At 69.5% G+C, this 13,181-nt stretch carries 11 protein-coding genes; 6 read left to right on the plus strand and 5 right to left on the minus strand.

The features are described 5' to 3' along the window. The first annotated feature begins 62 nt into the window (after window positions 1-62). Window positions 63-953 (plus strand): metallophosphoesterase, encoded by an 891-nt coding sequence (locus tag VFK57_13085; protein HET7696641.1) that lies wholly within the window; start codon window positions 63-65, stop codon window positions 951-953. Beyond that, window positions 950-2,083, plus strand: a complete 1,134-nt coding sequence (locus VFK57_13090) for a Na+/H+ antiporter NhaA (GenBank protein ID HET7696642.1) — start codon at window positions 950-952, stop codon at window positions 2,081-2,083. Before VFK57_13085 ends, VFK57_13090 begins: the two co-directional genes overlap by 4 nt. On the opposite strand, the gene VFK57_13095 is transcribed toward VFK57_13090, so the two are convergent. From VFK57_13095 to VFK57_13105, 3 genes are read right to left on the minus strand one after another with little or no spacing between them, the layout of a single operon-like run. Next, a complete protein-coding gene (locus tag VFK57_13095) occupies window positions 2,077-3,642 on the minus strand; it encodes an efflux RND transporter periplasmic adaptor subunit (protein HET7696643.1) in 1,566 nt (521 codons plus the stop codon). The two genes, VFK57_13090 and VFK57_13095, sit on opposite strands and share 7 nt — an antisense overlap. Next, a complete protein-coding gene (locus VFK57_13100) occupies window positions 3,639-4,940 on the minus strand; it encodes a TolC family protein (GenBank protein HET7696644.1) in 1,302 nt (433 codons plus the stop codon). Before VFK57_13100 ends, VFK57_13095 begins: the two co-directional genes overlap by 4 nt. Next, on the minus strand, window positions 4,937-8,530 hold the full coding sequence (locus tag VFK57_13105) for a CusA/CzcA family heavy metal efflux RND transporter (protein HET7696645.1): 3,594 nt from the start codon (window positions 8,528-8,530) through the stop codon (window positions 4,937-4,939). Before VFK57_13105 ends, VFK57_13100 begins: the two co-directional genes overlap by 4 nt. Before the next feature lie 641 nt (window positions 8,531-9,171). Here VFK57_13105 and VFK57_13110 point away from each other — a divergent pair. Then, window positions 9,172-9,732, plus strand: coding sequence for a hypothetical protein (locus tag VFK57_13110; protein HET7696646.1), 561 nt, complete (start codon window positions 9,172-9,174; stop codon window positions 9,730-9,732). Between the two features lie 117 nt (window positions 9,733-9,849). Here VFK57_13110 and VFK57_13115 read toward each other — a convergent pair whose 3' ends face one another. After that, the gene (locus tag VFK57_13115; GenBank protein HET7696647.1) at window positions 9,850-10,263 is read right to left on the minus strand and encodes a hypothetical protein; all 414 of its coding nucleotides are present in this window, start codon (window positions 10,261-10,263) and stop codon (window positions 9,850-9,852) included. 75 nt (window positions 10,264-10,338) lie between these two features. On the opposite strand from VFK57_13115, the gene VFK57_13120 reads away from it, so the two are divergent. Further along, window positions 10,339-10,872, plus strand: a complete 534-nt coding sequence (locus tag VFK57_13120; protein HET7696648.1) for a MarR family transcriptional regulator — start codon at window positions 10,339-10,341, stop codon at window positions 10,870-10,872. Between the two features lie 2 nt (window positions 10,873-10,874). Next, a complete protein-coding gene (locus tag VFK57_13125; protein ID HET7696649.1) occupies window positions 10,875-11,381 on the plus strand; it encodes an arsinothricin resistance N-acetyltransferase ArsN1 family A in 507 nt (168 codons plus the stop codon). Here VFK57_13125 and VFK57_13130 read toward each other — a convergent pair. Then, window positions 11,300-12,280 (minus strand): oxygenase MpaB family protein, encoded by a 981-nt coding sequence (locus tag VFK57_13130; GenBank protein HET7696650.1) that lies wholly within the window; start codon window positions 12,278-12,280, stop codon window positions 11,300-11,302. The genes VFK57_13125 and VFK57_13130 overlap by 82 nt on opposite strands. Window positions 12,281-12,327: 47 nt before the next feature. Here VFK57_13130 and ispH point away from each other — a divergent pair, with 47 nt between their 5' ends. After that, window positions 12,328-13,176 (plus strand): 4-hydroxy-3-methylbut-2-enyl diphosphate reductase, encoded by an 849-nt coding sequence (ispH, locus tag VFK57_13135; protein HET7696651.1) that lies wholly within the window; start codon window positions 12,328-12,330, stop codon window positions 13,174-13,176. Window positions 13,177-13,181: the final 5 nt, after the last annotated feature.

Below are 13,181 nucleotides of genomic sequence, written 5' to 3' on the forward strand. Positions count from 1 at the left end.
ACCTCGGCCGGCGGCCGTCACGGGGCCAGCGTCTTGCAGCCCCGGTGACAGGTGTCGCGGTGATGTCGACGTCGCACGTGGTGCGGCCCTTCGGCCGATTCCTGGTGGCGCTGATCTCGGTTGCAGGCGTGCAGATCGCAAGCGCCGTCGACGTCACCCTGCCGAACAGGACGGGCTCGGTGAGATTCGCCGTACTTGGCGATTTCGGCTCCGGCGACGAGCTCGAGTACCAGGTCGCCTCTCAGATGGCGGCGTTCCGGGCGCGCTTTCCCTTCGAGTTCGTGATCACGACCGGCGACAACATCATCGGCAGCCAGGATGACCCCGCCGACTTTGCCGAGAAGTTCGAGCGCCCGTTCGAGGCCCTGCTCGCCGCCGGCGTGCGGTTCTTCGCGACGCTCGGCAACCACGACAAGCCGGCGAACCGGTCCTATCCCCGCTGGAACATGAATGGCCGGCGGTACTACACGTTCGCGTTCAAGAACGTCCGGTTCTTCGCGCTCGACTCGAACCGTCCCGATCGGGCGGAGCTCGCCTGGCTCGATGAGGCGCTGCGCAACTCGAGCGAGGACTGGAAGATCTGCTACTTCCACCATCCTCTGTACTCCAACGGCGTGAAGCACGGTCCGGCGCTCGAACTCCGAGTGCTGTTCGAACCGCTGCTGGTTCGCCATGGCGTGGACGTGGTGTTCTCGGGCCACGACCATGTCTACGAGCGCCTCACGCCGCAAGCGGGGATCGCGTACTTCGTGACCGGCTCTGGCGGACAGGATGTCCACTCGCTGCGGCTGAGCCCGACCACGGCGGCGTCGTTCGATCGCGAGCACACGTTCACTGCCGTCGAAGTGAACGGCGCCGACCTGTTCTTCCAGACCGTATCGCGCTCCGGCATCACGGTTGACGCCGGCGTCATCCGGAAGCGCGCGCGCGAGGCCACCGGGGGCGGGCGATGAAGGCCCGTGGGCTGTTCACCATCCTGATCGACAGCTTCCTGCTGCTGCCGATCGGCCTGCTCGTGGCGCTGGTGTGGGCCAACGCCGCCGGGGTGAGCTACTTCCGCTTCGCTCATGCGCTGCGATTCATCGTCAACGACATCGGCATGGTGTTCTTCGTCGGCCTCGTGACCGAGGAAGCGCTGGAAGCGGTGATGCCGGGAGGCGCGCTGCATCGCTGGCGACGGACGCTCCTGCCGATCGTCGCCGCGGTCGGGAGCGTGCTCGGAGCCACGGCCGTGTACGTGCTCTATCTGCGCGAGCGTTCGGAGTTCATGCTCCTGGAAGGGTGGCCGGTCGCAGCGGCGCAGGATGTCGCGCTCGCGTATTTCGTCGCGAAGGCGATCTTCGGCCAGCGGCGCGGGCCGGTCGGCTTCCTCGTCATCATGGCGATCGTCAGCGACGCCATCGCCATCGTCAGCATCGCCGTCTGGTATCCGTCCAATCCCGAGCGGCTGCCGCTTGCCGTCCTGCTGATGGTCGCCGCGATCGGCGTCGCGGCAGCACTCCGCGCGGCACGCGTCGAGAGGCTGTGGGTGTATCTGGCGACGAGCGGGACGATGTCGTGGATCGCGTGCTACGCGGGCGGGATTCAACCGGCGCTGGCACTGGTGCCCGTCGTGCCGTTCCTGCCGCACCGCTCACGGTACGTCGGACTGTCCGCGGAGGCCCAGCGCGCCGCGCCGCGGCGCTTCGAGCACATCTTCAAGTACACCGTCCAGGTCGTCCTGGTGATGTACGGCCTGGTGAATGGCGGCGTGGTCATCGCCGGGCAGATGCCGGGCGCCTGGGCGGTCCTGCTGGCGGCGCTGATCGGCCGGCCGACCGGCATCCTGATCGCCGTCGCATCGGGGATGGCCGCCGGCCTGCGCCTGCCCGTCCGCCTGCATTGGCGGGAACTGATCGTCGTCTCGCTCGCCGCTTCGGGCGGCTTCACGTTCGCGCTGTTCTTTGCCGCGTCCGTGATTCCTGCCGGTCCCCTGCTGAACGAGCTGAAGCTGGGCGCGTTGTCCACCGTCGTGAGCGCGATGCTGGCCTTCGCGGCCGCCCGCATGCTGCATGTCGGCCGCTTCTCACCCGCTGTTCATTGAACGACCACCGTCCCTTTCAGCATGTTCATGCCGCACACGAATGCGACCTCTCCGGATGTCGACGGTGTGAAATCGATGACGACCGGCTCGTTCAGCGGGAGCCCGCGCCTGATGCCAAGTGAGGGGAACGCGACTTCGGTCGCGCAGGTCTTGTCGGTCGTCCGCACGAAGGTGAGTCGAGCGGGAGCGCCGGCGCGCAGCGTCACCCTGGCGGGTTCGAACCCTTTCTCCGTCACCGCTACCTTCGCGACCTGCACTGCCGGAGATGCCGCTTGCGGGGTCCGCGCCGCGGGAGACGACGGCCGGGCCGCGCGGATGCCGAGGCGCTCCGCCTCCGCACGCAGGAAGAAGCTGCCCTTCGACGCGACCGCGTCGCCGGCCGTCAGCCCGCCGAGGATCTCGACCCGATCCCCGAGCACCCGTCCGAGCCGGACTTCGCGCTCGACAAACCTCGGAGGATCGGTTCCCAGGGACACATAGACCACCTGTCGATCGCCGACGGTTTGAACCGCTTCCTTTGGCACGGTGAGCACGGAGGCGGCGCTCGCCGACTCGATCGCCACGTCGGCATACATCCCGAGCCGGAGATCGCCTCGCGGATTCGCCGCCTCGACGCGAAGCCTTGCAGTCCGTGTTGCCGGGTTCAGCTGGGGATCGATGAAGCTGACGCGCCCCTCCAGCGGGCGCTCGGGGAAGGCGGTTGAGGTAACCGTCGCCCGCGCCCCTTCGCGGATCCGCTGCAGATCGCGCTCGTACACGTCGGCCACGATCCAGACCTGCGACAGATCGACGATCGTGAACAGCTTCGTCGCCGGATCGACGTTGAGGCCGGCGTTCGCCGCGCGTTCCGTGACCACGCCGTCGATGGGCGCGGGAACGCTGGCGGTCGCGGCATCCTGCGCGTTCGGCGCAGGCGCTCTCTCGGCGTCTGCGCCGAGCAGGCGGAGCCGCGACCGTGCGCTCTCCACCTCTGCGAGCTGGGCGGCGTGCTCGGCATGGAGCCGTTCCAGTTCCTGGCGGCTGGCGGCGCCGATCTCCACCAGCTTCCCGGTCCGCTGCAGCTCGCGATCGTGCGCTTCGAGCATCGATCTGGCTGCGACGTACTTCGAACGCGCCTCGGCCAGCTCCGGACTGTAGACCCTCGCGAGCGGCTGCCCCTTTCGCACGCGTTCGCCCAGCTGCGCCGCGACGCTCACGACCCGTCCGCCGACCAGCGGCGTGACCGTCACCTGGCGATACGCATTGGGCTCGACCACGCCCGGCAGCCGGAGGCTGTCTGCCGCCGGTCCTGCGGATACCTGCGTAACCACGATACCTGCTCGATCGGCGGCGTCCCTGGTCAGCGTGACGACGGCATCCGCGGCCGGCGGACGCGCCGCCGGGGACGCCGCTGCAGCGCTGGGACGCGGGTCCGCGGCCGGCGCGTTTGCGCCAGCGCCCGCGGGAGCCTCGCGGGATCGCGTCCACAGGTACATCCCGCCCGCGCCGGCGAGCAGAGTCGACAGCAGCGCGGCCGCTGCCATGCCGCGGGTGACGTGGAGCCGCCGCTCTTCAGTCATTGCATCGCTCCAAGGGCCCGGTTGAGAGCCGTCCGGGCTTCGAACGCCTCGCGCAGCGTCCCGGTGTAGGCGCGCTCGAGATCGAGATAGCGTTTCTGCTCGCTCAGCACTTCGAAGATCGTCGCGCGGCCGAGCCCGTAACTCTGTTGAACGACCGAGAGGTTCTGGCGCGCCAGCGTCCGCGCCTCTGCTCCGTACATCCGCACCGCGTCCCGCGCGCGCTCGTCCAGCGCGCGCGCCGCCGCAATTTCGCTGCCGGCGGTCAGCGCTGCCGCCGCGTGGAGTGCGGCCGCGCCGGCGCGTTCGGCCCGTGCGGCGGCGACCTCTCCCTGGTTGCGGTTGAAGAGGGGCAGGGTGACCATCACGCCGCCGGTGACGTACTGAAACTGGCCGCGGATTCGCTCGACGCCGCCGGCCGGTGAGAGACCGATCTGCGAGAAGCCGCTGTCCATGCGCGTGTATCCGGCGAACACGCTGACGTCCACGCGACCCTCTCGCCGCGCGCGGTCGATTCGCGCATCCGCCACTGCGACGCGGGCCTGTGCTTCACGCACGTCAGCGCGACCCTCTGCCGCGCCGGTCCCGGCGGTTGCCGCAGGCGCCTGCCGGTTCACCACGTCATCCAGCACATCGCGCAGCCGAATCTGTTCGTCCGGCGGCGCGCCGATTGCCCGCTTGAGCTCGAACATGGCGCGCTCGGCGCGGCCGAGCTGCAGCAGCCGATCGGCCTCAAGCCGGCGGAGCTCGACCTCCATCAGGTCGCGCTCCAGCGCAGGGGACGCACCCTGATCGACACGTGCGCGCAGCAGATCCGCCTGACGGCGCGTGGCCGCGACCAGATCGTCGAGAACCGCGGCCTCCCGGACTGCGACCAGCGCATCGCCGTAGCGGGCCCGCACGTCGGCGGCCAGCAGCCGCTCGCGATCCGAGACCAACAGCTCGGCGGCCGCGACCTCCCGGTCGGCGACGTTCACGCGCCCCGTCCGGCGGAACAGGTCGAGCGGCCACTCGACGCTCACCATCGTTTGATGGTCGGTCCCTGCCGGCTCGTCACGCAGCTCGGTCGATATCGACAGGTTCTTGCGCAGCCCGGCCTGAAGCCGCATCCCACGCGCGGCGTCGACGGACGTCCGGGCGGCGCGGATGGACGGCTCCTGCGTCAGCGCGCGCTGGATTGCCTGATCGAGGGAGAGGCCGCTGGCCGGATCGACGAACGCGGCCGGCGCCGTTTGTGCGGCGCTCGCAGACGCCGCGAGCCAGCACGTCGCCGCGAATGCGGCGGTCGCTCGACGTTTCATTGCACGCTCCCTTGAAAAGACGCGGAACCCTGACCGGCCGGGCCGTTCCACTCGAGGGCCATGTTCCACGTGCCGGCCATTCCGAATTCAGCCGTCGCGATATAGCGGCCCGGCACGCCGCTCGGGGTGACGCGCAGCCCGCTCGACATCACCATCCCCGGCATCGACATGTTGCCGCTCGCGCGGACCGTTCCGACGTCGACGAGCGCGCCGTCGCCGGGCCGGCGGAACTCGATGGTGAACCGGTTCCTGCCCTGGCGAAGTGCCGCTCCTGCCGACCGGACGACGATCTCGAGATCGCCGGCGCGGACGGTCTGAACGACACCGGCGAGGTCGGACGTGGTGGCGGCTCGATCTCCGGTGCGGTCGGCCGCCTTCCACACGACGAACGATCCGGCCGCCACCATGACGGCAATGAGTGCGGCGACCAGCGTCCGGCGCCGTACCCGCGGCCGAGCAGGCTCGGGCAGCGCCTGCTGCCGCAGCCCGAGCCGCCGCTCGTGCAGCCAGAAGAAGATCACCGGCGTCACGATCAGCACGTGAACGAGGGACGACACCATTCCCCCGAGCACCGGCGCAGCCAGCGGCTTCATGACCTCGGCGCCGGCGCGCGTGCTCCACATGATCGGCAGCAGGCCGGCGATCACCGTGGACACGGTCATCACCTTCGGACGCAGCCGCAGCAACGCACCTTCCACCACCGCGTCCCGAAGCGCGGCGCGGGTCAACGCGCCCTCCAGCTCCTGTCGCTTCCGTTCGACCGCCTCCTCCAGGTAGATCACCATCACCACGCCGGTCTGCACGGCGGTGCCGAACAGCGCGATGAAGCCGACCCAGACCGCGACGGAGAAGTTGTAGCCGAGCAGCCAGAGTAAATAGACGCCGCCGCTCAACGCGAACGGCACTGCGAGGAGGACGTGCGCGGCTTCGGCGAGAGAACGATAGGTGAAGTACAGCAGCGTGAAGATGATCAGCAGCACGATCGGCAGAACGATCTGCAGCCGCTGGCGGGCGCGTTCCTGGTTCTCCCACCGGCCGCTCCAGCCGACGTAATAGCCCGACGGCAGGGGAACGTCACGCGCCACCGCGGCGCGGGCCGCCCGGACGAATCCGCCGACGTCCCGGCCTTGCACGTTCAGGAGAACCGTTGCCAGGAGCAGCCCGTTCTCGGACGAGATCATGGCGGGGCCGCGGGCGTGCCGGATCCGTGCGACCTGGCCGAGCGGCACCGGCGGCCCGCCGGCGCTGGCGACCAGCACGCTCCCGAGCGCCTGCGGATCCGCGCGGTACTGCGGCGCGTACCTCACCCGCACGGGAAAACGCTCGCGCCCCTGGATGGTCATCGTCAGCGTCGTCTCGCCGACGGCATTCTCGATGACCTGCTGAATGTCGCCGACACCGATGCCATACCGCGCGGCGGCGCTGCGATCGACCTCGATGTTGAGATACTGGCCGCTGGTGAGCTGCTCCGGGTAGACGTTGGCCGCGCCCGGCACCTGCCGGACTGACTCCGCCACCTTGCGCGCCAGATCCTCGAGCACGCGCAGATCGGTGCCGAAGATCTTGACGCCGACCTCGGAGCGGATGCCGGTCGTCAGCATGTCGATGCGATTGATGATCGGCATCGTCCAGATGTTCGAGACGCCCGGGAGCTGCACCGCCTGGCTCATCTCGCCGCGCAGCCGATCCAGCGTCATGCCATCCCGCCACCGGGCGCGCGGCTTCAGATGGACGATGGTCTCCGTCATGTTGAGCGGCGCCGGGTCGGTGGAGGTGTCGGCGCGCGCCACTTTGGCGACGACGTAGTCCACTTCCGGGAACTTCATGAGCGCGGCGTTCTGCCGCGCGGCGATCTCGGTGTTCTGCGCCAGCGAGATGCTCGGGTCGGCAATCGGCATGAACATCAGGTCCCCTTCGTTCAGCGCCGGCATGAACTCGCTGCCGATCCGTGTGGACAGCGCGAGAGCCCCCGCGAAGAGCAGCCCCGCGACGCCGATCGTCGCCGCACGGTTCCTCAGCGCGGCGTCGAGCGCCGGCCGGTACGCCCGCCGCAAGCCTCGCATGACCGGGTTGGCCTCTTCCGGGTGGAACCTGCCGCCGAGCAGGAGGCTGCAGAGGACCGGCACGAGCGTGACCGCGATCACCGTCGCGGCGAGCACCGCAAACGTCTTGGTGAAGGCGAGCGGATGAAACAGCTTCCCTTCCTGGCCGGTGAGCGCGAAGACCGGCACGAAGGCGAGCAGGATGATCGCCATGGAGAAGAAGACCGGCCGCCCCACGAGCCGCGTCGATTCGCGAACGACTGCACGGACTTTCAGCCGGTCGCGAGGATCGACGCCGCGCTGTTCGACGAACCGGAAGGCGTTCTCCGTCACCACGATCCCGGCGTCGACCAGGACGCCGATCGCGATGGCGATTCCCGCCAGGCTCATGATGTTGGACGAGATGCCGGCGTAGTACATGCCGAGAAACGACATCAACACCGCGAGCGGCAGCGGCAGCGTGACGATGAGAATCGACCGGAAGTGCAGAAGAAACACCACGTGGGCGAGCGTCACGAGCAGGATCTCTTCGATCAGCGCCGTCCGGAGCGTGTCGACGGATCGTTCGATGAGATCCGAGCGGTCGTAGAACGGGACCACCCGCACGCCAGGCGGAAGGCCGGGTGCGATCTGCGCGAGCCGTGCCTTCACCGCATCGATCACCGCTTTCGTGTTGACGCCGGTTCGCGCCACGACGACTCCGCCGACCGCTTCGTCGGTGCCCTTCACCAGCGAGGCGATTCGGAACGCGTTTCCCACCTGCACATCGGCGACCTGCTCGACGTAGACCGGCACTCCCTTCGAGGCCCCGACGACAATCCGCTTCACGTCGTCGACGCTCTGAATGAGCCCGACGCCGCGGACGATCAGCCAGGCGCCGTTCGACTCGAGCACGTTGCCGCCGACGTTGACGTTGCTCCCGCGAACGGCGCTGACCACCGCGCTCAGCGGAATGTCGTAGGCGCGCAGCCGGTTGGGATCGACGTCGATCTGGTACTGCTGCACCTGGCCGCCCACCGAGGCGACTTCCGCGACGCCGGGCACCGAGTTGAGCTGATAGCGGATGAACCAGTCCTGGATGGTGCGAAGTTCTCGGAGCGAGTGCGCGGGACTCTCCACCGTGTACCAGAACACATGGCCGACACCCGTCGCGTCGGGCCCGAGTGTCGGCACGACTCCGGGCGGCAGCGCCTTGGCGACCAGGCTCATGCGCTCCAGCACCCGGCTCCGCGCAAAATAGAGATCGACGTCGTCCTCGAAGATCGCGTAGACCATCGAGAAGCCGAACGCGGACTGCGAGCGGACGACGCGAATCCCTGCAAGTCCCTGAAGGTTGGTCGTGAGCGGGTAGGTGACCTGATCCTCGACCTCTTGCGGGCTGTGCCCGGGCCAGTCGGTGAACACGATCACCTGGTTGTCCGAGAGGTCCGGGATCGCGTCGATGGGCGTCGCGCGGAGAGCCCACCAGCCCCATCCGGCCAGGGCCAGGTACAGCGCGACGACGATGAAGCGGTTCTTCAGGGCAAGGTCTATCAGTCGGTTGATCATGGCCACTCACTCGTCAGCCGCGCGTTCACACGCGCGCGCCCGCGCGCCCGGACTCCGAGCCCGGGCAGAGACACGACGGCAGTGAAGTGGCTAAACCAGGAAGACCGAGAGGAGCAGGTGCCTGGGTACCGGTGTGGCCGGGAGGGGGGACGTCGTTCGCCACCCGTCGCTGAGCACGAGCGCCGGAACGCTCGGCGGGAGCGGCGTGCCGTCTCCCAGAACGGCCGGCGCAGCCGGACGGACGAGCGACGGTGTCGATGAGCTGGACGGCTGGCCTTCCGAGGCGGCGCAGCAGGCGTCCGCTTCAGCCTGGGTCAACGAGTGATGCGAACCCGAGGCCTGGGAGCGTCCCTCGTGCATCGGACAGCCGGCGCCTTCCGTGCAGCACGCCATGCGCGCTTCCGGCGTCGGCAGCCATCCGCCGCAGACAGCCGGATTTCCAACGCCGAGCGCCAGCGTGACTGCCACCGACGCCAGCACCCTGCAGATCCTCGGCACCTGTCTAGGATGCTGAACCCGGTCGATGGTGTCAAACCGGGACGGAGGAGCGGAGGGGGAGAGCGGTGGAGCGTCATATGCATCGATCCGGGCGAGGTTCCTGCGCTATCGAGTGAGCAGGCCTCTGTTTCGGAGGTCTTTCAATGGCCAGCAGAGATTTGTTGATCGGCTTCGGTCTTGGAGCTGCCGTGGCGTTCATTGCCGACCCGCGCGCCGGACGGCGCCGGCGAAAGCTCGTCAGGGATCAGGTAATCCGCGCCGGACGGAAGACGCGGGACGCCGTCGACGCGACCGCGCGCGATCTCGCCAACCGAACGGCGGGCGTGGTCGCCGCAACTCGCGGGCGCCTGACGGACGAGGAGGACGTGGACGACATCCGCCTGGTGGAGCGGGTCCGCGCCCGGCTGGGACACGTCTGTTCGCATCCGCGCGCCATCGACGTCGAGGTCGCGCAGGGGAACGTCACGCTTCGCGGACCGATCCTGGCGCGCGAGATGGACGACCTGCTGACGGCGGTCAGCGGGGTGCGGGGTGTGCGGAGCGTGACGAGCGCACTCGAGCCACACGATTCGGCCGAAGGGATTCCCGCGCTGCAGGGGGACGACATCGCGCAGCGGAACCGGGCGCCGGCCACGCAAGTGCTGGTCGCTGCCGCCGGTGTGGCCGCGACGGGGATCTGCATCGCCGCGTACGCGCGGCGCTAGGCGTCCGGGTTCCCGCCACCTGAGTGGCTCCCTTCGTGCGATCGGTTGGACGCCGCGCGATCGACGAGGCGGCGTTCACCGCCGGCGGCACATGGCAGGCGCAGCGACGCGTGGCGCTCAGGGAACCGCGGCGTCCCGCCACCCTTCACGATCCAGCAGCGTCTCGACGCGGCGCCGGATCTCGTCGCGGATCTCACGCACGCGCGCGAGCGGCTGCCCCTTGGGGTCGTCGAGCGGCCAGTCATCGCGTCTGGCGCCCGGGACCACGGGGCACCGATCGCCGCAGCCCATCGTGATCAGCATCTGCGCCTGCCGCGCCAGATCGGCGGTCAGCATCGAGGTGGCCGCGCCGGAGAGATCGACGCCGACTTCGCGCATCGCGGCCACCACTTCCGGGTGCACCCGAGGGCCGGGCTCGGTGCCCGCCGAGATCGCCCGCGCCTTGCCCGGGTCGGCCAGCCGGTTGAACCAGGCGGCGGCCATCTGCGACCGGCCGGCATTGTGGACGCACGCGAAGAGTACGGTGGTCACGCGGCGATTATCGCGCGGTTCCGCCGCCACGGTTGACACGGGGGAGCCCAGTCCGTACAGTTGTCACTGACAACCATGCCTGCAGCCACCGAACGTTCCGCCCCCCGGTCCCCGGACCTGCGCCGCGATGCCGCCGCCCTGCAGGCGGCGGTGGCGGAGCTGGTCCGCGTCTATCAGTTTCGCGACCGCGATCGCATCTGCTGCCACGACATCTCGGTCACGCAGTGCTACGCGCTCGAGATGCTGATCGAGCACGCGCCGCTGCGCCTGAACGCGCTCGCCGAGAAGCTGTTCCTGGACAAGAGCACGACCAGCCGGGTGGTCGGCTCGCTGGTCAAGAAGGGGTATGTCGAGCAGCGCGCCGATCCGGCCGACGCGCGCGCCACCGCGCTTCATGTCACCCCGCGCGGCCGCCGGTTGTACAAACGGATCACCGACGATCTGGTGGAGCAGCAGAAGGCGCTCCTCGAGGAGCTGGCGCCTGACGTGCGCGCCGCCGTCGTGCACGTCATCCGCGGCCTGGCGAGCGCGGCACACGCGCGATTCCGTTCCGGCGTCTCGGTCGGCGGCTGCTGCGCTCCGGCTGCCGGCGGATCCGCTGACGACTGATGATGGCCGCCCCTGCGATTCGCCCCGCACGGGAGAGCGACGCCGCCGCGATCGCCGCGATCTACAACCAGGGCATCGAGGATCGCGGCGCCACGTTCGAAACCGGGCTGCGCACCGCCGGCGACATCCGCGCGAAGCTCTCCGGCGGCGACCGCTTTCCGACGCTGGTCGCGGTGGACGGCGAGGCGGTGCTCGGCTGGGCCGGCCTGAGCGCGTACCGTGCGCGCGACTGTTATGCCGGCATCGCGGAGTTCTCGATCTACCTCGATCGCTCGGCACGCGGCCGCGGCGTCGGACGGCTCCTTCTCACGGCGTTGATCGACGCCGCTCGCGAACGGGGCTTCTGGAAGCTGGTCTCGCGGATCTTCCCCTTCAACGCTGCAAGCCGCGCCGTCTGTCGAGCGTGCGGCTTCCGCGAGGTGGGGGTCTACGAGAAGCACGCGCGCCTCGACGGCCGGTGGCTCGACGTCGTGATCGTCGAACGTCTCATTCCGGAGAACCAGTCATGACCGTCGCAATCGTCGGCGCTGGACCCGTCGGCCTTGCCAAAGCCCCGGCCCCGCCTCGCCGCCGCCCAATGGCGGGCGAACGCGGGCAGCAGCCGCAGCACGAAGCGCAGCATGGCGGTCCACCGCGCGAATGCCCGCCGGTCGCGGGCGCGCCACGCGAATCCATACGCGTCGCGGACCGAGGGAGGGAGCGTTCCGATCGTCAGCACCTGGGTCGCGCGGAACGCCGGCCAGAAGAAGCGCCAGCGCGGCGGGTACAGCACGGCGCGTGCAAGCGCGCGGCTGATGTCGCCGACGGCCAGGGCGTCGCCTGCCAGCATCTGGTGCATCTGTCGCTCGAGCTCTGCGCCGTCCCGCGGGAGCCATCCGTCCGGCATGCCGAGCAGCGGCTCCATGATCGCCGCCTCCGCGCAGTAGCGATCGCGTTCCCCGCGCGTCAGCGGCCCGACCAGGAGCTCATACGCGATCAGAATCGAATCGAGCAGCGTGACGTGCACCCAGCGCTGCAGGACGGGATCGTGCGCGCTGTAGCGCTGCCGCTCGCTGGCGCCGGAGCCGTCGTGCACGCGATCGTGAATGGTGTTGATGCGCGCCGCGGCGGCGATCATCTCGTCGCGATCGCCGAAGGTCAGCGACAGCATCGCGCCGACGGTCGAGTGCAGGCGGCGGACGCTCGCGCGCAGGCTGCCCCGGAACGAACTGTGGTGATGGACGCCGGCCGCAACCGCCGGGTGCGCGAGCTGCAGGAGGATCGCTCGTCCCCAGGCCGCCACCAGGATCCTCTCGCGGTTGACCTTCCAGGTGATGCTGCCGGGGCCGGTCCGGACGTGGCCGGACCCGCGGAGGCGTGCGCCGACCGCCGCACGGTGCCGCTCGAATGAATCTGCCGTCGAAGTCACGCGCCTCCAGCTTTACATTCTAAAGACATAACTTTACAATGTAAAGCATGCGTATCGTCCGTGCCGCCCATCTCGGCATGTGCTTCGGCGTGCGTGACGCCATCGCGCTGGCGCTCGAGCACGCCGACGCCGGCCCGCTCACGATTCTCGGCGATCTCGTCCACAATCCCGACGTGCTCGCCGCCCTCCACTCCAAGGGTATCGCGGTTGCCCAGGACCCCGCACAGGTCAGGACCCCGACGCTCATGGTGACGGCGCACGGCACGTCGGAGCGCGCCCTCGCCCGCACCCGCGCTCTCGGGTTGACCGTGGTGGAAGCGACGTGCCCTCTCGTCCACGTCGCCCACCGCGCCGTCGCCGCCCTCGTCCGCGACGGCTGCCACGTCGTCATCGTCGGCCAGCGCGACCACGTCGAGGTGCGCGGGCTGACCGGCGATCTCGACCGGTTCGACGTCGTGCTCGAGGACGACGACGTGCTCGCCCTCGAGGAGCACCCGCGGATCGGCGTCGCCGCACAGACCACGCAGCCGCTCGGAAAGGTGCGGCACGTCGTCGATCTGATCAGGCGGCGCTTCCCCCGCTCGGAAGTGCGGTTCTTCGACACCGTGTGCAAGCCGACCAAGGACCGGCAGTCGGCGGCCATCGATCTGGCGCGCCAGTCCGACGTCGTCATCGTCGTCGGCGGCCGTTCGAGCAACAACACGCGCGAGCTGGTGAAGACCTGCGCGCGCCATTGCGCGCGCGTGCATCACGTCCAGACCGATGCCGACGTCCGCGCGGAGTGGTTCGACGGCGCCGGGGTGGTGGGGCTGACCGCGGGCACGTCCACGCCGGACGCTGTCATCGACCGCGTCGAGGCGCGCGTCCGACAGGTCGCGGCTCTGGCGATCCGCTAAACTGA

The sequence above is a fragment of the Vicinamibacterales bacterium genome, from assembly GCA_035699745.1.
In the GTDB taxonomy this organism is placed as follows: domain Bacteria; phylum Acidobacteriota; class Vicinamibacteria; order Vicinamibacterales; family 2-12-FULL-66-21; genus JAICSD01.

Excerpts from the sequence above, each read along its gene's own strand:
- VFK57_13085 (HET7696641.1), top strand. The coding sequence starts at position 63 with ATGTCGACGTCGCACGTGGTGCGGCCCTTCGGCCGATTCCTGGTGGCG.
- VFK57_13090 (HET7696642.1), top strand. The coding sequence starts at position 950 with ATGAAGGCCCGTGGGCTGTTCACCATCCTGATCGACAGCTTCCTGCTG.
- VFK57_13095 (HET7696643.1), bottom strand. The coding sequence starts at position 3,642 with ATGACTGAAGAGCGGCGGCTCCACGTCACCCGCGGCATGGCAGCGGCC.
- VFK57_13100 (HET7696644.1), bottom strand. The coding sequence starts at position 4,940 with ATGAAACGTCGAGCGACCGCCGCATTCGCGGCGACGTGCTGGCTCGCG.
- VFK57_13105 (HET7696645.1), bottom strand. The coding sequence starts at position 8,530 with ATGATCAACCGACTGATAGACCTTGCCCTGAAGAACCGCTTCATCGTC.
- VFK57_13110 (HET7696646.1), top strand. The coding sequence starts at position 9,172 with ATGGCCAGCAGAGATTTGTTGATCGGCTTCGGTCTTGGAGCTGCCGTG.
- VFK57_13120 (HET7696648.1), top strand. The coding sequence starts at position 10,339 with ATGCCTGCAGCCACCGAACGTTCCGCCCCCCGGTCCCCGGACCTGCGC.
- VFK57_13125 (HET7696649.1), top strand. The coding sequence starts at position 10,875 with ATGGCCGCCCCTGCGATTCGCCCCGCACGGGAGAGCGACGCCGCCGCG.
- ispH (HET7696651.1), top strand. The coding sequence starts at position 12,328 with ATGCGTATCGTCCGTGCCGCCCATCTCGGCATGTGCTTCGGCGTGCGT.